The 20211-nt window shown below is 41.5% G+C and carries 17 protein-coding genes; 13 read left to right on the top strand and 4 right to left on the bottom strand.

Translation table 11 applies throughout. The annotated features are described in order from the left end of the window. Nucleotides 1-11 precede the first annotated feature (11 nt). Nucleotides 12-1793, bottom strand: coding sequence for a response regulator (locus tag LX73_RS05960; RefSeq protein WP_148898576.1), 1782 nt, complete (start codon nucleotides 1791-1793; stop codon nucleotides 12-14). Between the two features lie 532 nt (nucleotides 1794-2325). Here LX73_RS05960 and LX73_RS05955 point away from each other — a divergent pair. Beyond that, a complete protein-coding gene (locus tag LX73_RS05955; protein ID WP_148898575.1) occupies nucleotides 2326-2697 on the top strand; it encodes a hypothetical protein in 372 nt (123 codons plus the stop codon). A 43-nt stretch (nucleotides 2698-2740) separates the two neighbouring features. On the opposite strand, the gene queA is transcribed toward LX73_RS05955, so the two are convergent. Together queA and dinB are read right to left on the bottom strand one after the other, a co-directional pair. Then, nucleotides 2741-3751: a tRNA preQ1(34) S-adenosylmethionine ribosyltransferase-isomerase QueA gene (gene queA, locus LX73_RS05950; RefSeq protein ID WP_148898574.1), complete on the bottom strand. Its 1011-nt coding sequence runs from the start codon at nucleotides 3749-3751 to the stop codon at nucleotides 2741-2743. 111 nt (nucleotides 3752-3862) lie between these two features. Then, nucleotides 3863-4948, bottom strand: a complete 1086-nt coding sequence (gene dinB, locus LX73_RS05945) for a DNA polymerase IV (RefSeq protein WP_148898573.1) — start codon at nucleotides 4946-4948, stop codon at nucleotides 3863-3865. Between the two features lie 131 nt (nucleotides 4949-5079). On the opposite strand from dinB, the gene LX73_RS05940 reads away from it, so the two are divergent. The 5 genes from LX73_RS05940 (at nucleotide 5080) to LX73_RS05920 (ending at nucleotide 9952) form a co-directional block, all read left to right on the top strand. Next, nucleotides 5080-5340 carry a GlsB/YeaQ/YmgE family stress response membrane protein gene (locus LX73_RS05940; protein ID WP_148898572.1) on the top strand — a complete coding sequence of 87 codons (261 nt, stop codon included), beginning with the start codon at nucleotides 5080-5082 and terminating at the stop codon, nucleotides 5338-5340. 121 nt (nucleotides 5341-5461) lie between these two features. Further along, entirely contained in the window at nucleotides 5462-6214 is a 753-nt protein-coding gene (locus LX73_RS05935; RefSeq protein WP_148898571.1) for a hypothetical protein, read from the top strand. Between the two features lie 60 nt (nucleotides 6215-6274). Next, a complete protein-coding gene (locus LX73_RS05930; protein WP_148898570.1) occupies nucleotides 6275-6793 on the top strand; it encodes a 2'-5' RNA ligase family protein in 519 nt (172 codons plus the stop codon). A 99-nt stretch (nucleotides 6794-6892) separates the two neighbouring features. Beyond that, on the top strand, nucleotides 6893-8296 hold the full coding sequence (locus tag LX73_RS05925; protein ID WP_148898569.1) for a Glu/Leu/Phe/Val family dehydrogenase: 1404 nt from the start codon (nucleotides 6893-6895) through the stop codon (nucleotides 8294-8296). A 165-nt stretch (nucleotides 8297-8461) separates the two neighbouring features. Further along, complete coding sequence (locus LX73_RS05920; protein ID WP_148898568.1) at nucleotides 8462-9952, top strand: sodium/proline symporter; 1491 nt, start codon at nucleotides 8462-8464, stop codon at nucleotides 9950-9952. A gap of 14 nt (nucleotides 9953-9966) precedes the next feature. Here LX73_RS05920 and LX73_RS05915 read toward each other — a convergent pair whose 3' ends face one another. Further along, complete coding sequence (locus tag LX73_RS05915) at nucleotides 9967-11520, bottom strand: hypothetical protein (RefSeq protein ID WP_148898567.1); 1554 nt, start codon at nucleotides 11518-11520, stop codon at nucleotides 9967-9969. 187 nt (nucleotides 11521-11707) lie between these two features. On the opposite strand from LX73_RS05915, the gene LX73_RS05910 reads away from it, so the two are divergent. From LX73_RS05910 to LX73_RS05880, 7 genes are all read left to right on the top strand, one after another. Continuing rightward, a complete protein-coding gene (locus LX73_RS05910; RefSeq protein ID WP_246138176.1) occupies nucleotides 11708-12307 on the top strand; it encodes a penicillin-binding protein activator LpoB in 600 nt (199 codons plus the stop codon). 267 nt (nucleotides 12308-12574) lie between these two features. Beyond that, complete coding sequence (locus LX73_RS05905) at nucleotides 12575-13813, top strand: COG3014 family protein (RefSeq protein ID WP_148898566.1); 1239 nt, start codon at nucleotides 12575-12577, stop codon at nucleotides 13811-13813. An 11-nt stretch (nucleotides 13814-13824) separates the two neighbouring features. After that, nucleotides 13825-14865, top strand: a complete 1041-nt coding sequence (locus LX73_RS05900; protein WP_148898565.1) for an LPP20 family lipoprotein — start codon at nucleotides 13825-13827, stop codon at nucleotides 14863-14865. 120 nt (nucleotides 14866-14985) lie between these two features. Then, nucleotides 14986-15573, top strand: coding sequence for an LPP20 family lipoprotein (locus LX73_RS05895; RefSeq protein WP_148898564.1), 588 nt, complete (start codon nucleotides 14986-14988; stop codon nucleotides 15571-15573). Nucleotides 15574-15740: 167 nt separating this feature from the next. Further along, the gene (locus tag LX73_RS05890; protein ID WP_148898563.1) at nucleotides 15741-16946 is read left to right on the top strand and encodes a murein transglycosylase domain-containing protein; all 1206 of its coding nucleotides are present in this window, start codon (nucleotides 15741-15743) and stop codon (nucleotides 16944-16946) included. A 491-nt stretch (nucleotides 16947-17437) separates the two neighbouring features. Next, entirely contained in the window at nucleotides 17438-19285 is a 1848-nt protein-coding gene (glgB, locus tag LX73_RS05885; RefSeq protein WP_170245598.1) for a 1,4-alpha-glucan branching protein GlgB, read from the top strand. 97 nt (nucleotides 19286-19382) lie between these two features. Next, nucleotides 19383-20201, top strand: coding sequence for a phosphosulfolactate synthase (locus tag LX73_RS05880; protein ID WP_148898561.1), 819 nt, complete (start codon nucleotides 19383-19385; stop codon nucleotides 20199-20201). The last annotated feature ends 10 nt before the right edge of the window (nucleotides 20202-20211 follow it).

Genomic DNA, 20211 nt, shown 5'->3' with positions numbered 1-20211 from the left:
ATCGGTATCTACTACTCTTCTTCAGTTTCTGACGCTCGGCCTCTTTGAAATGCCCATTGATGCAAAGCTTTTTCAAGTGCATTCTTTTGAATGGGCTTGCTGAGGTAGTCATCCATGCCCGCTTCCAGGCAAAGTTCTTTGTCACCCTCCATGGCACCTGCAGTAAGAGCAATAATGGGGATATGATTTCCGGTACCATCTTCAAGCTCCCTGATTTCACCGGCGGCTTCCAGTCCGTCCATCTCAGGCATATTTACATCCATGAGAATAAGATCATAATCGCCCGATTTGTACTCGTCAAGAGCATCAGCACCATTTTCTACTATTTCTACATTAAATCCTTCTTTTTCAAGAACTCGTCCTGCGACCTGTTGATTAATCCGATCATCCTCGGCAAGCAGAATAGTGATATCAGCAGCTTTAATATCTTCCTTATCGTAACTGTCGGGCAGCCCTGTATCTTCATCCGACTCTACTTCTTCTTCGCTTTTTTTCATCTTGGCTGTAATCCAGAAAGTGGAACCTTCGCCAGGTGTACTTTCAACACCTATATCGCCGCCCATCAACTTGGCCAGTTTTTGACAAATAGCTAGTCCAAGACCTGTTCCACCGAATCTTCGGGTGGTCGAAGTATCGGCCTGAGAAAAAGCACTGAAAAGTTTTTTCTGTTTTTTCTCGGGAATACCAATGCCGGTATCGCTAACGCTAAACTTCAGAGTTAGCTCATCTCCATCTCGTTGTACAAGCCCAACATCGAATGTAACACCACCCTCAGAAGTAAACTTAACGGCATTACTTCCGAAGTTAAGCAGTACTTGTCGCAGACGGGTAGGATCACCTAGTAATGTTTGAGGGATGTCCGGATCAATATTCCAGTCCAAGTCCAGGTCCTTGTCATCAGCTGCAAAGCCGATAATCTTAGTTGCTCCCTTAACGGAATCTTGCAGGTTAAAGGGGATTTCTTCAAGCTCCATCTTTCCGGCTTCAATCTTAGAGAAGTCAAGGATGTCGCTGATAATACGCAATAACGATTCAGCACTGTGCTGAATCATGTCTGAAAGCTCCTGCTGTTTTTCTGTAAGTTCAGTTTCTTGCAGCAGGTTATTCATCCCGATAACACCATTCATCGGTGTACGGATTTCGTGACTCATATTGGCCAAAAACTCACTCTTGGCCTGTGAAGCCCGTTCGGCCTTGTTTTTCATTTTCTTTAGCTCTTCCACCAGGTCGTTAAGCTGCTTGGTACGTTCTTGAACCTCTTGTTCTAAATCTTCGGTATAGCGGATAGATTCTTGCTTGAGCTGCCACTTGGTGGTAAGTGTCAATGCTGCTTGCTTCAAGGCTGTGGCATCAAAAGGTTTTTTCATGAAGAGCAGCTTATCGGTACTGCCAAGGTTGTCCAGGATTTCATCCCACGAATAATCTGAATAAGCCGTACAAATAACCATTTCGATATGGGGGTATTCAGCCCAGATCTTTTGAATCGTTTGCACCCCGTCAATTCCCGGCGGCATGCGAACATCCATGAAGATCAGAGCATATTCTTTCCCATTTTCAGCAGCTTCATGAACCATGTCGATTGCTTCCTGTCCTTGATACGCATGGTCAATTTGGTATTCGACACGATCTTCGTCCGATGCGGTAGTATCTTCGGTATCATCACCAAAAAGCTCGTCTTCAATTTCATTTAATTCGTTGTTTGCTTCGGTAAGTGAGCTAACGAGAATAGACTCAATATCCTTATGAATAGCCTCATTATCATCAACAAGAAGAATACGTTGTACCTGACTCATAAAAACAAGTGTTTAAAGTTAATTGCCGGATTCTGTAACAGATTTCTACACCATCTGCTTCAGAAATATTGAAATCGACAGTTTTAAATCAATTGTAAATTGCTTAAGGGAACCTGCCAGTGAAATTTTATAATCACGACGCACAATGACAAAACAAATCTTTGCATAGCTTTAGTCAAATTGGTGATTGCTTCAAAGATTTGCGAAATACAAGAACATACACATTTATGATGAATCACCGACCATCATAGAACTTTGCCAAAGTCGTTTTGAATATTTTAAACCCTAAAGCAAAGAATATGTAAAAAAATAATATTTAATTCACCCTTTATATTGTAAATAAAAATCAAATTATGAAAAAACACTCTAATCTTATTCTTGCTGTAAAACTTTCACCCTTATTCCATTTCTAAGCCAAGGTTAACCTGCTTGAATTTAGAGTTAATAAAAATTTAATGTCCTGCTAATGGATTGATATATTAACAGACTGTGTTAATGTACTGCAATAACCATAAATAAAAGCATATAAAACATGAAGTTAGTTGACCCTAACGGTAACGAAGTAACAAGTAAAGAAAACCAGGATGCCAAAGAGCTTGAAAAGCAAATGTCCAAAAAGGTGGAGAAGCTCTTGGAGCCGGTAATGAACAAGGTGAAGCTTTCTGGAGCTCAGGTTCCACAGGAGCAGCTTATGCAGCTAAGTTCAGCCGCACAGCAGATGTTGTTCAACCGAATGGTTTACAACCTTTTACAAAAAGTGGGCGTTGAAGATATTGATGAGGTGCTTTCTGAAGATGATGTGGAAGAGTTGTCAACCTCATTAAAAAACCAGGTAAAGATGGTTGACAATAACGACATGCAAGAGCAGATGAAGCAACAGCAAAAAAATAATCCGGAAGAGTAAGACGGGTTCTTCAAATCCGGTAGGAATCTCTCATCGGGATAGCTCATAGTATCAGCATGGCATCGCCGAAGGAATAGAAACGATATTCTCCATCGATGGCGTGCTGGTATATCTTTTGCATCTCCTCATAGCCGGTAAATGCAGCCACAAGCATCAGGAGCGTACTTTTGGGCAGGTGAAAATTGGTAATAAGTGCATCTGTAGCCTGAAACTCAAAACCGGGACGAATAAAGATATCGGTATCCATATTTATGGCCGAAAATTGATCTTGTTGACGTAAGCAGGTTTCCAATACACGAACGCTGGTGGTCCCAACAGCTGTAATATGATCAGCTTTTTGTAGCTTATCAGCGGTTTGTTCGGTAATTTCAAACCATTCGGAGTGCATGGTATGTTCTTCGATGGTTTCTGTTTTTACCGGTGCAAAAGTGCCTAGTCCCACATGCAGCGTTACTTCGGCCCTGGAGATACTGGAAGCAGTTATATCACTGAGAAGCTTATCTGAAAAGTGGAGTCCTGCGGTAGGTGCTGCTTTGCTGGCCCCCGATTCTTGAGAATCCGCATAGACTGTTTGATACTCTTCGGAAAGAGATTCGTTCTGCTCAATATAGGGCGGAAATGGCGTGTATTTGTGTTGGCTGTAGGCAGGATGATCCAGAGAGGGAGATAATTCAAGCGTTCGAATTCCCTCATCATCAATATCAATTACTGTGGCCGAAATATCATCAGTGAGTTGCGTGGTCTTTCCCTTTTTAAACTTCTTACCGGGACGTACCATTGCCCGCACTGTTTTATTGTTTAGACGCTCCAGGATAAAAACTTCTTTTTTGCCTTCGTCAAAAAGCAATCGACATTTCTTTACCTTGCTGTTATTAAGTACGAGCGTTGTTTGTTGGGGCAAATACTCCAACAAATTATAAAAACGATCATCAGTAATCTCACCCGTTGCTCGGTCGTAAACCAGCAGACGAGCATGATCGCGCGGATGGGCAGGTTCTTGAGCAATGCGCTCATCGGGTAGGTCGTAGTCAAAGTCGGAAAGCGTGTAGGACATAACGTACCGCGGATTTGGGCGGATCAAACTTAAAATTATCTATTAGCAATAGAATCAGATTTTAGAAGCAAAGATAAGAAAACATCAGTTTAAATCAGTGTAGGTCCGGAGTTATTTAAAAGGGATTTCGAGCTGCTTGAATCGTCCTTTTTTATGGAGGTTCAAATTAGAAAGTGTAATGCCCAGCAGTCGTACTTTGCGATCTCCTACTTCGGTTTCTTCTAGCAAAGAGATAGCAGTATCGGCAATATCGCCCGGTTCATTAATGTATGAATTGAAAGAGGTACTGCGACTTATAGTTTCAAAATCATCATAACGGACTTTAAGGGTTACTGTTTTGCCTGCAGCCTTTTTCTTTTTCATGCTTTCGGAAATTTTAGTGGCCAGCTCCCGAAGAAAGTTATTAATCCAGCTGAGGTCATCAATATCTTTTGAAAAAGTACGTTCTTTGCCAATGGATTTTCGAATGCGGTTGGGCTTGACCTTGCGCCGATCGATACTGCGAACGATGTTAAAGTAGTGCCGACCGGTTTTCCCAAATTCATTTACCAGCTCTACCTTAGACCATTTGCGTAGGTCATCTCCGTTGTGGATGCCAAGCGAATTCATTTTTTGTTCTGTGGCTTCGCCCACACCGTGAAATGCTCCGATATCAAGCTCAGCTAAAAAATCTTCAGCTTCATCAGGTTCAATCACTGCCAGCCCATCGGGTTTATTGAGGTCGGACGCAATTTTGGCTAAAAACTTATTTTCAGCAACTCCGGCTGAGGCTGTCAGCTGTGTCTTGTCTTTAATACGTTTGCGGATCTCTTGAGCAATAAGTGTGGCAGAGGGGATGCCGAGGTGGTTTGTTGTGACATCAAGGTAGGCTTCATCCAGGGAAAGCGGTTCAACGAGATCGGTAATGTCGAAGAATATCTCCCGTATTTTTTTGGATACTGCCCGATATACCTCGAATCGTGGTTTTAGAAAAATAGCTTGTGGGCATAGCTTAACGGCTTTGGCAGCAGGCATGGCAGAGTGGACGCCAAATTTCCGAACTTCGTAGCTGGCAGCAGCTACAACCCCGCGTCCCTCCGGAGATCCACCCACAATAACGGGCTTACCGCGATATTCGGGGAAATCACGCTGTTCGACGGATGTGTAAAAGGCATCCATGTCGATATGTATGATTTTTCGGATGTCGGGTTTTTCCATGTATCTTTACAGTGATATACGTGTGAATATTTGGGAACTATTTTAATAACAGGTAAATCAGGGTTCCAAAAACACAGAAAATAAGTTATTTTTTAGCTCATTAATCCCAAAATTTAAACAATATTTTAGAAATGGACGTTTTAGATGGAGCTACCATTTTCTGGCTGATTGCGCTGGGCATGGTTATTGGAGCTATTGCCAAACTGGCTATGCGGAATACCACAATTGGACTATTTCCCAATTTAGTGGCAGGTATTGCCGGTTCGCTTATTGTAGGTAGTATTACAGTATTGATGCAGCTACCCGGTGGTATTGTGTTTGCGGCGGTTGGCAGCTTAGCTATTCTGTTTGTAATGAATGTGTTTTATCAGCAGAGAGAAACTGCTCATTAAATGAGCTTACAAAGGTACATTTGAAGTACCAGGAAGATTGATTATATGAGGCTCCGGCAGGCTGTCGGGGCCTTTGCTGTATCGAAACATTTATGAGCGTAAGACGTGATACAATTATACGATGTGTGCCGATAATGCCAATACCGATTTTGATCCCCAAACGCTCAAGGAGCTGGATAACAAATTTGATCACCAGCTGAATGCAATAAAAGGGCAAAAGGATGTTTCCGCTCCTTCTTTTTTTCGCTGGGTACAGAACGTACTATTATATTTATTAGGGATACTAGCAATTGTTGTAGCACCTTTTTTGTTATTAGTGCGAACATCTGTTTATGGCTATTCTCAATTTCATCTCAACGGGTGGCTCGCTCTTGTAATGAGTGTACTGCTGACAGTGTTACTGTTGTTTGGGTATGCTTTGGGAGTGAGTTTGTGGTATAGACAAAAATTTAAAATACATCGAAAAATCCGGTATGGAATCCTAGTATTGGTTACTGCTTATGCACTATATGGATTGATCTATGTTTCGGCAGAAAATACGAAGACCAAAGAAGCCCAGCGTTATTACCGGCAGTTGCATCCTATTCTGCGGATAAGTGTGGCGACAGTAACATTGGCTGATAGTGACGTTGTGATCACAGATATCCAGCGACGTCCCGAAGATTATGAGCAAATGGGGATGGATAAAAATCCTGAATCTTTGCACTATCCACAATCAAGCGGTTATGTACATGCCATAGATTTGCGAACTAAAGGGCGTCCGGAGTGGAAAAATTGGATGCTGGTTATAAGTTTGCGGGCAATGGCATTACAAGTTTCAAGACATGTGGGTACCGCCGATCATCTACATGTTTATTTACCACTAAATTATTAGAAAAATTCTGCTTTTATTAGAAATATTACATGCCAATCGAAATGTAGGCAGGAGGATTCAATGAGTAATACACCAACTTATTCACTGTGGCTTGAACCCGGCGGAGATATCGGTTATAAACTAAAAGAGCAAATCCAAAAGTTGAGTAAGAAGTATGAGACGCCGAAATTTTCGCCTCATCTTACGCTTTTGGGAAGTCTGAAAGGTTCAGAAACAGAGTTGACCTCACTCACAAATACGCTTGCTTCTTCGGGCAGTCCGTTTACTGTACATCTTACAAAAGCTGGTTATCGCGACCGATTTTATCAGTCGTTGTTTATTCATGCGGAAGAAAGTAGTGAGTTAATGGAGCTTCGCAATATAGCTACAGAGTTGTTTGAGGTAGTAGAGGATGGTTTTATGCCTCACCTTAGCCTGATGTATGGTGATATGGCACAAGATAAAAAACAGCGAATATTAAATCTGATTGGTCGTGAGTTTTACATTCGGTTTAAAGCCAAGCATCTAGCACTCGTGCAAACAACCGGTACGCCCGAGCAATGGAAGCGAATACATACCGCTGTTTTTAAAGAGCGTTAATAAGGTTTTATAAGTTGAAAGTCTGCGGTAATATCACGATGATTCTGCATCAGAAAAGATAGTATTTCAATTGTATTAATATTTTAAATAGGAGTCTTCATGTCCGATTATAAGTTTTTTAAACAGGTTAACGAAGCATTCGATATTGCAGCACAGTACTCTGACTATGAACAAGGGTTATTGGACCAGATTAAAGTTTGCAATAATGTATATCATATCACTTTTCCCCTAGAGCGTGATGACGGTTCTATCAAGGTGATTCACGGTTACAGAGTAGAGCATAGCCATCACAAGTTACCTACCAAAGGAGGAATACGATTTAGTACAGCAGTAAATGAGGATGAGACGATGGCGCTGGCTGCTCTTATGACGTACAAATGCGCCGTGGTAGATGTCCCCTTCGGCGGAGCCAAAGGAGGTATAAAAATTGACAAGTCAGAATTTTCGGATGATGAAATTGAGCGCATTACCCGCCGATATACTTATGAGCTTATCAAAAAAGATTTCTTGGGTCCGGGATCGGATGTGCCTGCTCCTGATTATGGTACTGGTGCGCGCGAAATGGGCTGGGTATTCGATACTTATCGACAGCTTGTTTCCGATCTGAATGCCGAAGCTTGTGTAACCGGTAAGCCTATTCCGCAGGGTGGAGTACGCGGCCGTACCGAAGCAACCGGGCGTGGTGTTTATTTTGGGGTTCGAGAATCCTGTCGCCAAACAGAAGATATGAAAGATCTCGATCTTGAGCCTGGGTTGGAAGGAAAGACTTTTGTAATTCAGGGACTTGGTAATGTAGGATACCACGCTGCTAAATATATGACCGAAGGTGGCGCAAAAATGGTAGGAGTAGCAGAGGTTGAAGGATCTATCTATGATTCTGATGGTATTGATTTGGAAGATTTGATCAATTATCGTGAAGAAACGGGATCTATAGTGGGCTTTGGGAATACCAAAGAGCTGGAAAGTAATACAGCGGTGCTTAAAGAAGAGTGCGATATTCTTATTCCCGCTGCGCTTGAAAATCAGTTACACGAAGAAAATGCCCCAGATATCCAAGCAAAAATCATTGCAGAGGCAGCCAATGGCCCTACCACAGCAAAGGCACATCAAATACTAAAAGAAAAAGGAGCGTTGATTATTCCGGATAACTACTTAAATGCCGGTGGCGTGACGGTTTCTTATTTTGAGTGGCTTAAAAACTTATCACACGTCCGTTTTGGACGCATGGAAAAGCGCTTTGAGGAGAACAGTTATCGAAAAATTTTAAATGTAATTGAAAACACTTCAGATCGTTCGTTTACGGAATTGGAAATGAACGAATTGGCTCAAGGTGCCGGAGAGTATGACTTGGTGGATTCCGGGCTCGAAGAGACGATGGTGAATGCCTATAACGAACTTAACGAGCTGCGTAAAAAGCATCAGATCGATTTACGAACCGCGGCCTTTTTGAGTGCAATTAATAAAGTAGGGGTTATTTACGAGCAGATGGGCATTTTCCCATAATGTGAGTACGGGGCAACTAGATAGAAAGAAATTAAAGTCTTGCACAGATATATTTACTTATAAAATATCACAGCATGCTTACTTTTTATCTGATAATGTTTGTCCTGCCGGTTTCAGTAATTTTGCTGGCGGTATTTTTATCCTATCGTATTAAGCGGGCTGACGATGGATGAGTCTCAGGCTATTTCTTTAGCTGTTGACCAATATGCCATCTGGGCATTTGTGGGATATCTGCTGTTGCTGGTGGGGATAGGTATATATTCTTCGCGGTTTTCATCAGAGGGTATCAGCGAATTTTTTATTGGTGGGCGTAAAATAAATCGTTTTGTAGTAGCCCTTTCGGCGGTGGTGTCGGGCCGTAGTGCCTGGCTATTGCTCGGTGTTACTGGCATGGCATATGCGCAGGGGGCCTCTGCGGTTTGGGCTGTAGCCGGATATATTATAGTTGAGCTTTTCTTGTTTCTCTACTATGCTCGCAGGCTTCGGAATTTTTCGGAAGCCTATGACTGTATTACCGTGCCCGATTTTTTCGCGAAGCGATTTAACGATACGGATGGCCGTTTACGGATGGTGCTGGTTGTAGTATTTTTGATTTTTATGATCAGCTATGTTGCTGCACAGTTTGTAGCCGGCGGTAAGGCATTTGCTTCGAGCTTCCCCATTGATCAGACCACGGGTATTTTTATTTCTGCGGCCATCATATTGGCTTATACAGTGTTAGGTGGGTTTTTGGCGGTGAGTCTTACTGATATGTTTCAGGCTATTTTTATGGTCTTTGCGCTGGTAGTACTCCCTTTCTTGGCTATTTGGGATGCTGGTGGACTCCCAGCAGTCTTGTCGCAACTCACAGATTTTGAAGCCGGTTTTGTTGATCCGTTTGCCATTACCGTTGGTGGATTTCTGGGATTTGTTGGTATCGGACTGGGTTCACCCGGTAATCCGCATATCTTGTCGCGATATATGGCTATTGATGATGCAAAGCAGTTGCGCTGGTCGGCGGTGGTAGGCACTATCTGGAATGTAGTGATGGGATGGGGCGCCATCTTTATTGGATTGGCCGGTCGCGTTTATTTTCCTGAGGTAGAGATGCTGCCAGCGGCTGATACCGAGAATCTGTATCCTATTTTAGCACAGCAGCATCTTTCGCCGGTAGTGTTTGGGATTGTAGTAGCATCCATTTTTGCTGCAATTATGTCCACTGCAGATTCACAGCTTTTGGTTGCGGCCTCAGCTGTTGTTCGGGATATTTACGATCGGATCATTAAGAAAGGTCAACAGCTTTCGCAGAAAAAGCTGGTTCGTTACAGTAGAGCAGTTGTGGTAGCACTAGTTGCGGTGGCGTTGTTTTTTAGCTTGGTTGCTCAGGAGCTGGTATTCTGGCTTGTGCTTTTCGCCTGGGCGGGATTGGGAGCAGCTATTGGGCCTACTTCTATCTTGGCTCTTTATTGGAAGGGAACAACACGTGCTGGGGTATTTGCTGGACTGTTGACGGGTACCCTAACGACGATAGTGTGGTATTATGTACCAATCTTGAAAAATAATCTTTATGAATTAATACCCGCTTTTTTCTTGAGTCTGATAGCTACTTGGGGGATAAGTTATATGACTTCTACGCCTGATAATGTCGAAGAGTTCTTTAAAGTGTTTAAGAATTAGAGGAAGACAACGTTCTACATTTCCCAATCCATTATTTCGGGAGATTTATTTTTAATGCTGGGCATTACCATTCCGATACCGGCGTTAATGTAAGTGGGATCAGCCATATAGTAGGATTTGCCTCGATAGTTAAAATGGGTTCCTTCCGGTGGGTTTTCGGGAAAGTGAACAGCGACGGTCAGGTGGTTTGGATAGCGTAAGCTTATGTAGTCGAGTCCCACCAAATGCTCAACTAAGTAGGCAAAAAGAGCTGCTCTGTCTTCACAATCGGCAGCGGGATAGTATAATGCCTCTTCGGGAAACATATATTTTTCTTTATTAAACTGCTGTTGGTCAGTTTTATATTCCAGAGATGTCTGTACAAAACGCAGCAGGATGCTAACCTTTTCAAAATCACTTTTCCCTTTTAGTAATGGCCGTAGTGAACGTGCCAGCTGATTGTAGGTCGTTGTATCCATCCTGCTGTTAAAGTATAATCCCAGGTATGCATTGGGGTAGTTTTTGTAGTAATTAATAACCTGTTGATTAATAGGCACATCAAAGCTATAGCTGGTATCCTTGTAGCTAAACGACATTGTTTTGTTCATGGGTTTTTCGGGGAAGGCCGGAAAATCAGTTGCTGACAGGTTTAGTGCTTTCATATCAGATTTGGGATAATCACCTTTATAGGTATAAAGTTTTGACGGGGCCTTGTTATTGGTCTCATTAAATGAGATGGCATAATACTTAGTACCCTTCATCGTAAAATAAGTAGTATTAAACAGTCGGGGGGTTGTTTGGATAAGCAAGTATACATTTTCCTGATTATATCCTATACGGGTATTAAAACCAGACTGGGTGAGCATAAACCAAGCAAACAAGGTGGATTCAGGTGTGTCTTTGCCATAAATTTGTTCACCTATATTTTCGAGCAGCTGGGCATATCCAAAATCATTAAGCGATAATTTGTTTTGAACTTGTTTTATCTGATTTAAAAAGGGAGGGTAATCCTTAGTACTCAGATGTTTCCAGAAGTTGGAGATCACTTTTTTATTTACAGGTTTATCTATCTGTTTTTGAAAAGCTGTGTAGTATCGATACCTAATAGGCACATCAAAAAACATGAGGTTCTTGGTTGTGACATCGGCCTTTTCCACCGTTGGTTTAAAGGTTGGCTTTAATCCTGATTGGAGATTTGCAGGAGGTGCTTTTTTGCGGTTTTCAACAGTAATTTCATCTGTATCTGTTGTTTTCTTTGTAACCGGTGGGCTTGATTTTTCCTTATTGGTAAGTGAAACATTGGGAACAGGTTTTGAGTCCGAAACTGAAGGTTCTTCTACTGTAGGCGGCCGCTCGGGCTTATTTTCTTTATAAGGGTCAGGACTAATATTAACATCAAGGTTGGTCCACTCCTGTTGCAACATTTTGTGAAACTGCTTGTCATATTTATTTTGAAAATCCTTAAACTCCTGCAGGTAATTTTCTTTCCATTCTTCAAAGTCTTGGCTGTTAGCGGTCAGGGAAAGGGTAAAGAACATCACAACGAGTAATAGAACGGGGCGTAAATAACTAAATGCCGAATGTCTCATAATAACTCTTGATTTAGGTTTTTCGATTATATTCAACCAAAACGGAAGCAGTTAAAATAAATTAAATCATAAAGATTTATATTTACAAGCTTTAGAAAAATAGATTTGAAATAGTTACTTAAATGTGGCAATTTCAAAAATCAGTTTAAATAAAAACACAAAGTCAAGATTAGTAAAGGGGTATAATATGATGAGGTTTGCTATAGTAGTGAGTTTATTAGTTGGGTTTATGGTAATAGGATGTGCACCTTCGCAAGAAGTGAATCGCGTGGAGACAGATTCACAAACTGACCTGTCGGGCAAATGGAATGATACGGATGCTCGCATGGTAGCTCAAGACATGACATCTGATTTACTCTCTGCAGCCTGGCTACAGAATGAACAGAAAGACAGGCCGGTTATGATTGTGGGGAATATCCGGAATAACACCACTGAGCATATCCAGACGAATATTTTTATTAAAGAAATTGAACGGGCAGTAGTTAATAGCCAGCAGATTCAGATTGTTGCTGATCCTGAGCAACGTGAGCAAATTCGTGCTGAGCGAACTGACCAACAGCAACATGCATCGTATGAGTCAGCTTCTGCGCTTGCTAAAGAATTAGGCGCTGACTATATGCTAGTAGGTAATATTGATGCCAATGTGGATAAGAATCTGGATGGAACTAAGGCTGCCAAGTTTTATACTGTTAATCTTGAATTAATTAATGTAGAAAATAATACCAAAGCTTGGCTTGGGAACAAGAAAATCAAGAAGATGATTGAGAGGAATAAAGTTAAGTGGTAGGCTCTAAGTTAATTTAGGTACGTTTAACCTGTGCATGGGTTTGTAATGTTCACAGGTATTGGCTTTGAAATAAGAGAGAGGCTATTTTTATAATCAGGAGAGCCCGCAAATTTATGTGGGGTATGTGCTATGACATGATAAATGCAATGAATGGTCATTGTAATTTAGGGGTTCAAATTTATGATTAGTATAAGTAAAGCATCGGGTAGAGTAATACTTTTAGTTTTATATTCAACCTTACTAACTGCTTGCGCGTCGCAACAGCTTATGACGGGGCAAAAGCAAATGGGGGCTTCATTTCAGTCAGGCAATTATCAGCAAGCTGCATCTATAGCTGATAGTCTAAAACAGAATGATGTTTACAAGGCTAAAGACAGAGTGTTGTATAGCCTGGAAATGGGTACTATTCAGTTTTTTCAGAATAACTATAAAAAAAGTATAGAAGAATTTACGAATGCAGAGGAATACATTGACCAGTTCTTTGCAAAGAGTGCTTCTACGGGTATAAAGGCGTTTCTAACGAATGATACACAACTCAATTATGATGGTGAGGTTTATGAAGATGTGTATCTGAATGGCTTTAAAAGTTTGGCCTATTTGGAAATGGATGATTATTTGGCCGCTTTTGTAGAGGCGCGGAGAATTGCCCAAAAGCTTGACCAGGCTGAGTCTAAGTATGCTGGATATGCTAATTCTATGCAGGAATCTGATACCACAGATCATGAAATCGAGTGGAATGCAGGAACATCAAGTATTCACGACAGTCCATTAAGCCATTATTTGGCTTCAATGTTGTATGCGAAATCAGGAGCACCGGATGATGCCCGGATAGAACTGGAAAATTTACAAAGCGCAATAGAGAGACATCAGGCGCTACCCAATTCGCAGGTTGAGTTTGTTCCGGCTTTTAAAAAGGTCCAGAATCCAGATAATTTTAATGTGTTGTTAACAGCTTTTTGTGGTAAGGCGCCGGAAAAAAGATCCAATAATATCAAAATTGAGGATATTAATGATTCCCCTGGCCTTAAGATTGCAATTCCTAAGCTTGTGATGCGTCCTTCCAAGGTAGCCCGTGTTGAGGCGACTATTGATGAGGAAAAATCTGTGTCCATGTTTATTATTGAAGAAATGGATAAGGTAGCACAGGAAACCTTCCAGATTAAAAAGCCGATAATCGTTGCCCGGGCTACACTTCGCGGGATTTTAAAATCTGCCGGTGAAGAGGCGATAACAGATGCTGCAGAAGACCAAGATGAAGACTTGGGGAAAGTAGTAGGTTTTTTGGCAGAAAATATAAGAGAGGCTTCTGAACAGGCTGATCTGCGAGGATGGCAAACCATGCCGGGCAAAGTATATACCAATGTAATTAAATTACCGCCTGGAGAGCATGAAATTACCTTTGAATATTATTCTGCAGAGGGACAAGTAATTCACAGCGAAAAGATACCTATTACAATTACGGAAAATGAAAGGTTGGAGCCTCTGTCCTCAATTTATTCTAATTAATATTATTTAGTATGTCTCATCTTTATTCCCAAACATGGTCATATATTGCATCTCTGGGTGTGGTCTTATTGTTACTGCCTGCGCAACTAATGGCGCAAGATAGTAGTTTGCCACAGTGGGTAAATAATCCCTCTAAGCAATTTAGTGATGCCCAGTATTTAATGGCGGTGGGGTCTTCGACCTCTCGGCAGGGTGCAAAAAATCAGGCGCAGGCGAACTTGGCCAAGCGTTTTGTGGCTGAGGTCGAGGTTGATGAAAATTATGTTCAGGAATTTAAAGAGCAAGTCAACGAGCAGGGAGAAACAACAACGCAGGAAAATACGCAGCTGATTACCCAGTCGGATGTTGGGTCAGATCAGCAAATGAAGAATGTAGAAATAAAGGAGGTGCATGAAGCGGCTGACGGTACTTTTTATGCACTGGCCGCTATGGATCGGCTGGAAACCTCACGGCTTTATACCGAAGAGATAAATAGAAATAACAAGGCAATTTCTTCGCTTCGTAAGAAAGCAAAGCAGACATCAAGCAAGTTAGAGCGACTGATTTTTATGAAACAGGCAATGGTATCAGCCCGAATGAATAAAATGCTGACGAATCAGCGTGCTATTTTATCTGGGCAATCGGGCCAGTTTGAAAACCAAAGTCTGCCGGAGATTACTCAGGAATACCGTCAGGCAAAACAAGAATGTACGGTTTTGATATCTAGTAAGGAGGTTGATCCAAAAATAATATCGGCAATCAGTCGAGTCCTGCAAAATGAAGGGTTTACCGTTGTGGATGCAAGCACTACGCCCGTAGTTGAAGTAAAGGTGGGTTTGATGATTGAACCCGTAGATTTAAACCGGCCGAATGTAGAATTTATGCAATGGGCCCTGCAGGTTGAAGCGCAAAATAAGGAAAATGGACGCTGGTTTAGTACGTATATGGCAGAGGGGCGCGAAGGCAGCATGAATAAACAGTATGCCCGAAAAAGAGTGCTGCAGGCCGTTCAGCGGACGTTAAATTCAGAATTTTCTGCCTTTATTAATGAAGAATTGCTTGCTGTAAATTAATTGATTACCTAATAATAAAGATGTCAGAGAAATATTGGCTAACATTCATTTTTTGATTATACATATATCTATATGCTAGGAATAGCTTAACTTAATCATCCAAATAAAAAAGGGAACGTTATGAAGATAAAAACAGTACTCGTCGTTTTACTCGCAGGAATGTTATTTGTTGGCTGTAGCAGCTCAGAAGAAGTACAAGATGATTCTGGTGATCTGCCGAGCTGGTACACAAATCCACCCAGCAGTGATAGTGAGTATATCTATTCTGTTGGAGAGGCTACATCCTCACGTCGCAGCATGGCTCGAAAACAGGCAATGCAAAATGGTCGTGCGCAGCTGGCTATTAAAATTCAGTCAGAGGTAAGTGCAATGCAAAAAAATTACGCTGAAGAAACCGTATCCGGTGAGAGCAGTAATTACAGTGAAGTATTTACTGATGTATCAAAAACAGTAGCTGAACAAACACTGCGTGGTGTTGAAGTGGATGAGAGTGCTTTTTACCGTCGTCAAAATAATACCAAGCATGAAGTATTAATGCTTGTTAGGATGCCGGTAGGTGAAGCCGCAAATTCTCTCAACAAAGCATTGGAAAATACGCTTTCTAAAGAAGAGGAACTTTACACCAAGTTTAAGGCTTCGAAAGCATTTGAGGACATGCAAAAATCGATCGAAGATATGAAAAACGGAAATATGCCTTCCGAACAATAGAGATATAGGCCTATTTTTTACTTTATAGCTATACTCAGCTCGGGAACAATCAGCTGTGTGCTGGATATTCCCGGGTATGAGTATTGTTATTTGATTAAGAGATGAAATAAGAAAGAAGAATAGGTTTCAATACGCACAAGTTTTTTAATTAGAAAGACTGCAAGATTATGAATAATCGTATAACCAGTCATTTCAAGGGGGTGTTAACGGCATTAGCTGTTTTTCTTTTTGCATGCGTCGTTGATACAGCTGCGCAAGACAGTTTTGAGGATTTCAAACAGCAGTACCAGCAAGGTTACCAGCAATTTTTAGATAGTTTTGAGAATGGGATAGCTAAATCGCAGCAGGATTACGAAGACTATCGCGAAGCCTATAAAAAAGAGTTTGAGGCATTTAAGGAAGAGATGTTGCAAAAATGGGGAGACTTTAAAGAGCGTTCTAAAAAGCGATGGGTCGAATATAAAGAGAATGGAGACCTCCGTATTTCAACTGACTTTGAAGACGGTAAAGTGCAGGTAGAGGTATTGGCCGATAGCAAAGAAGAAGCCGGGCAGGTAAAAGAGAAAATGTCTGAAAAAGTGGAAAAGGCCGTGAAATCCAAAGGCACGCGCGAAGGTTTTGAAACAGAGAAGATGCCTAATAAAGAGATTACCAAAGAGCCGGTACTCGACGATCAGCTTCAGAAATCAGAAGAGGAACCTGTCGGAGAGTATGCAAAAGAAGTTGCCGAACAAAAAACCAATACCAAAAAGGTAAAAGGGAAAGACGGTAAATCACGTTATGTAGTATACGTAGATTTTGACTTGGCCAGTGACCACCTCCAAAAGCGCGCTCGTAAAGTGGAAGATCTAGTTTATGATTTTGCTCAAAAGAATAATCTGGATCCGTCATTAGTATTTGCTGTAATTCATGTGGAGTCGTACTTCAATCCCACCGCTGCATCACATGCTAATGCATATGGACTTATGCAGCTAGTGCCAACGACCGGTGGACGTGATGCTTATCGCAAAATTTATAACGAGGATGGTATCCCAACCAAGGAGTATTTATTTGACCCCGGCAATAATATTGAAATGGGATGTACATTTATCAAGATCCTGGGAAGGCGTTATTTTAAGAGTGTAAAGGATGAGACCACACGCTTGTATATGATGATTAGTGCTTATAATACAGGTGCGGGGAATGTTGCCGTGGCTTACACGGGAGATACAGGGCTACGACGTGCTATACAAGAGGCTAATAGCATGAGTGCCGAAGAAAACTACGAACATCTTCGAGAGAACCTGGAATATGCCGAAGCCCGTAACTATCTAAAAAAAGTAACTTCGCAGCGTGAAAAATACGATAAGTGGAAAAGACAAAAATCCCAATAGTTAGTCCATCAGCATTTTTACATCATTGGATCATATCGTTACCTGAACTCAGATACTGTTTTGCTATATGGTATTACAATCCCTAATACGCTGGAAGGGAAGATGGGTGTGAAGCCGTAATATTAGCCTGAAAACTTTCTTTGTATAAATAGCAGTAAAAATTTTTATAGATAATCGTTCTGTATTTTTTTAGTGTATTTTGCTTCGCTCGGGCAAAATGCGCGGCCTCTCCACTGTATGGAACCGATACCGTAACGTCCGCAGAGTCAATGAGCGTTCTGATGGCAAGTTAGAGCGCAGTCGTAATGGTCCCTGCCCTATTGATAACCACACGAATTCACTACTGTCGAATGATTTTCGTTGAGATCAGATTCGCTATCTCATTATGGAAGATTTCTGCTAAGATTTTGCAGGCTTAAAACGGTATATGAGGGCGGCTTTTTTGTTCCCAGCCGTAATCATTATATACTGTTTTTAAATTACGTATGCTCATGAACCAGAAATTCCAACATTTTAATACTAATCGATGGCAAGAGGGGAATTATTCCGAGGCCTATAAGTATTTGGGAGCACATCCAGCGGAGCATGGAGTTTATTTTTCGGTATGGGCTCCTAATGCAACCCGCCTGAGCGTAGTTGGGACATTTAATAAATGGGGTGGCCAGAAAAACCTAATGGAAAAAGATGAGGCTACTGGTATATGGAGTGCCTTTGTCTCCGATGCAAATCCGGGTGACCTTTATAAATATGAGATACAAACTGAGAGCAACAGTGATCCCTTTCTAAAATCTGATCCTTATGGATGGGCAATGGAGCTCCCCCCAAAAACGGCATCGCAAATTTATGAGCCCAAATTTGAATGGGATGATAGCTGTTGGTTGCAAGATCGCCGGCAAAATCAATCTTTGAATAAGCCTTTATCAATTTATGAGGTTCACTTGGGGTCGTGGAAACGAAAAGACAGTACTAACCAATACTTGACCTATCGGGAGCTTGCCGACCGGCTTATCCCCTATGTGCAAAAAATGGGATTTACCCATATCGAGGTAATGCCTGTTGCTGAGCATCCATATGATCCGTCTTGGGGATATCAGATCACCGGTTATTTTGCGCCGACCAGTCGGTTCGGAGAACCTGACGGCTTTAAGTATTTTGTAAATGAGTGCCATAAACAGGGTATTGGTGTTATCATGGATTGGGTGCCGGGGCATTTCCCAAAGGATGAATATGCCTTGCATATGTTCGATGGGACCCCGCTCTATGAATATGGGGATTCCCAAAAGAGACAGCAAAAAGATTGGAATACTCATATTTTTGATTACAGCAAGGCCGGGGTACGTAATTTTTTACTTTCCAATGCCCATTATTGGTGTAATAATTTTCATATTGATGGTTTTCGAGTAGATGCAGTAGCTTCGATGTTATATTTAGATTATTCAAAAGGTCCCGATGAATGGTCACCGAACAAGTACGGGGGGCGAGAAAACCTTGAGGCTGTAAGCTTTTTGGAAGATTTTAATGAGATGATTCACCAGCAGTTTCCGGGAGTACTTACCCTTGCTGAAGAATCAACGGCTTGGCCTGGGGTAACCACAGCTGTTAATAAAGGGGGGTTAGGTTTTGATTATAAATGGGATATGGGATGGATGAACGATACGTTGGAATATATTGCACGTCCTCCTGCCAGTCGCAAGGGGAATACCAAAAATATCACCTTTCCCATGATGTATAATGAAACCGAAGATTTTGTGCTTCCTCTTTCGCATGATGAGGTCGTACACCTTAAAAAACCGCTGGTCAGGAAAGGATGGGGTAACGAACAGCAGCAGTTTGCCAATTTACGATTGCTTTTTACCTATATGTATGGCCATCCAGGAAAGAAGCTATTGTTTATGGGAGGCGAATTTGCAGAGACAAGAGAATGGTCAGAAAGCAGGTCTTTGTATTGGGATTTGCTTGAAGAGCATCGTCATTCAGGAATACAGACAATGATTCAAGACCTTAATAAACTCTACTGTAACGAGCCAGTACTCTATAAGCGGCTATCCAATGAGAATAGTTTTAAGTGGATAGACAGAGGGGTTTCTCCTCCGTCTTGCTTTACTTTTTTACGTGGGAAGCCGGAATCAGTAGGACATTTATTATTTATTCTCAATTTTTCTGATCAAGAGATAGGTAATTATCAACCTGACAGGTTAAATGATCATCAATATCTTACGTTGTTTAATAGTGAATCAAAATATTATGGGGGTACCAACACGGGAGGGTTATGTGGCTCCCCAGATAAACAGCATCTATGGATTGCTAGTTTTTCCGGACTTATCCTGCAATCACAATAGTATTTTAGTTTCTTTAGGTTGATGTCGTCATAAAGTTTTATTTCAACCCTTCCTTTTCGTATATTTGTCCGTTTAATTTGTCAAAATATAATGTTCAATGGCTTTTACGCTAAATCACCTACCAAAGCGAACTGAAAAACCTCGTGAAAAAGGAATGACCCTGGTCTTGGATAAGGGGTTGAGCGTCCGTGAGGTTGAAGATTTTTGTAAATCCTGTTCCAATCATTTTGATATCGTCAAGCTTGGATGGGGAACCAGTTATGTAACGCAAAACCTGGAAGAAAAGCTGGCGGTGTATTCTAACTTTGATATTCCGGTATATTTTGGAGGAACTCTTTTTGAAGCTTATGTGCTGCGCGACCAGCTTGATGCATATATGGAGTTGCTTGACCGGTTTAATATTCAGCATGCCGAAGTTTCTAATGGTACAATCTGGCTTTCTGATAAACGGAAAGTTGAGATCATCCAACGCATGAGTAAGCATTTTACTATTCTGTCAGAAATTGGCAGTAAAAATCCTAATGATATTATCCCTCCCTACAAGTGGGTAAAAATGATTGAGCGCGAGCTTGATGCCGGAGCCTGGAAAATTATTTGTGAGGCTCGAGAAAGCGGAACGGTTGGGGTATTTCGTCCCAACGGTGAAGTACGTTCTGGGCTCATTGATGAAATAGCTGATCAGGTACCCGTTGAAAACTTAATTTTTGAGGCTCCTCAAAAAGCCCAGCAGGTTTGGTTTATCAGAAAATTTGGTAGCAATGTCAATTTAGGGAATGTCCAACCCTCCGAGGTAATTCCTGTGGAAACATTGCGCCTTGGTCTTCGAAGCGATACTCTTTTCGATTTTTATTCGCTTGATGATGAAGAGATGGATCAGCTTTATGCCGACCAAGAAAAAAAAGAGTCAGACGAGTAAACAATAAAAT

The sequence above is a fragment of the Fodinibius salinus genome, assembly GCF_008124865.1.
In the GTDB taxonomy this organism is placed as follows: Bacteria; Bacteroidota; Rhodothermia; order Balneolales; family Balneolaceae; genus Fodinibius; species Fodinibius salinus.
Note: the sequence above shows the minus strand (reverse complement) of the source record. Positions and strands in the feature narration are given on the sequence as shown.

Bases quoted from the DNA above. Each gene is read 5' to 3' on its own strand.
- LX73_RS05900 (WP_148898565.1), top strand. From the start codon at position 13,825: ATGTCTCATCTTTATTCCCAAACATGGTCATATATTGCATCTCTGGGT.
- LX73_RS05910 (WP_246138176.1), top strand. From the start codon at position 11,708: ATGATGAGGTTTGCTATAGTAGTGAGTTTATTAGTTGGGTTTATGGTA.
- LX73_RS05920 (WP_148898568.1), top strand. From the start codon at position 8,462: ATGGATGAGTCTCAGGCTATTTCTTTAGCTGTTGACCAATATGCCATC.
- LX73_RS05890 (WP_148898563.1), top strand. From the start codon at position 15,741: ATGAATAATCGTATAACCAGTCATTTCAAGGGGGTGTTAACGGCATTA.
- LX73_RS05940 (WP_148898572.1), top strand. From the start codon at position 5,080: ATGGACGTTTTAGATGGAGCTACCATTTTCTGGCTGATTGCGCTGGGC.
- LX73_RS05935 (WP_148898571.1), top strand. From the start codon at position 5,462: ATGTGTGCCGATAATGCCAATACCGATTTTGATCCCCAAACGCTCAAG.
- LX73_RS05925 (WP_148898569.1), top strand. From the start codon at position 6,893: ATGTCCGATTATAAGTTTTTTAAACAGGTTAACGAAGCATTCGATATT.
- LX73_RS05880 (WP_148898561.1), top strand. From the start codon at position 19,383: ATGGCTTTTACGCTAAATCACCTACCAAAGCGAACTGAAAAACCTCGT.
- LX73_RS05895 (WP_148898564.1), top strand. From the start codon at position 14,986: ATGAAGATAAAAACAGTACTCGTCGTTTTACTCGCAGGAATGTTATTT.
- dinB (WP_148898573.1), bottom strand. From the start codon at position 4,948: ATGGAAAAACCCGACATCCGAAAAATCATACATATCGACATGGATGCC.
- LX73_RS05960 (WP_148898576.1), bottom strand. From the start codon at position 1,793: ATGAGTCAGGTACAACGTATTCTTCTTGTTGATGATAATGAGGCTATT.
- LX73_RS05930 (WP_148898570.1), top strand. From the start codon at position 6,275: ATGAGTAATACACCAACTTATTCACTGTGGCTTGAACCCGGCGGAGAT.
- queA (WP_148898574.1), bottom strand. From the start codon at position 3,751: ATGTCCTACACGCTTTCCGACTTTGACTACGACCTACCCGATGAGCGC.
- glgB (WP_170245598.1), top strand. From the start codon at position 17,438: ATGAACCAGAAATTCCAACATTTTAATACTAATCGATGGCAAGAGGGG.
- LX73_RS05905 (WP_148898566.1), top strand. From the start codon at position 12,575: ATGACGGGGCAAAAGCAAATGGGGGCTTCATTTCAGTCAGGCAATTAT.
- LX73_RS05915 (WP_148898567.1), bottom strand. From the start codon at position 11,520: ATGAGACATTCGGCATTTAGTTATTTACGCCCCGTTCTATTACTCGTT.
- LX73_RS05955 (WP_148898575.1), top strand. From the start codon at position 2,326: ATGAAGTTAGTTGACCCTAACGGTAACGAAGTAACAAGTAAAGAAAAC.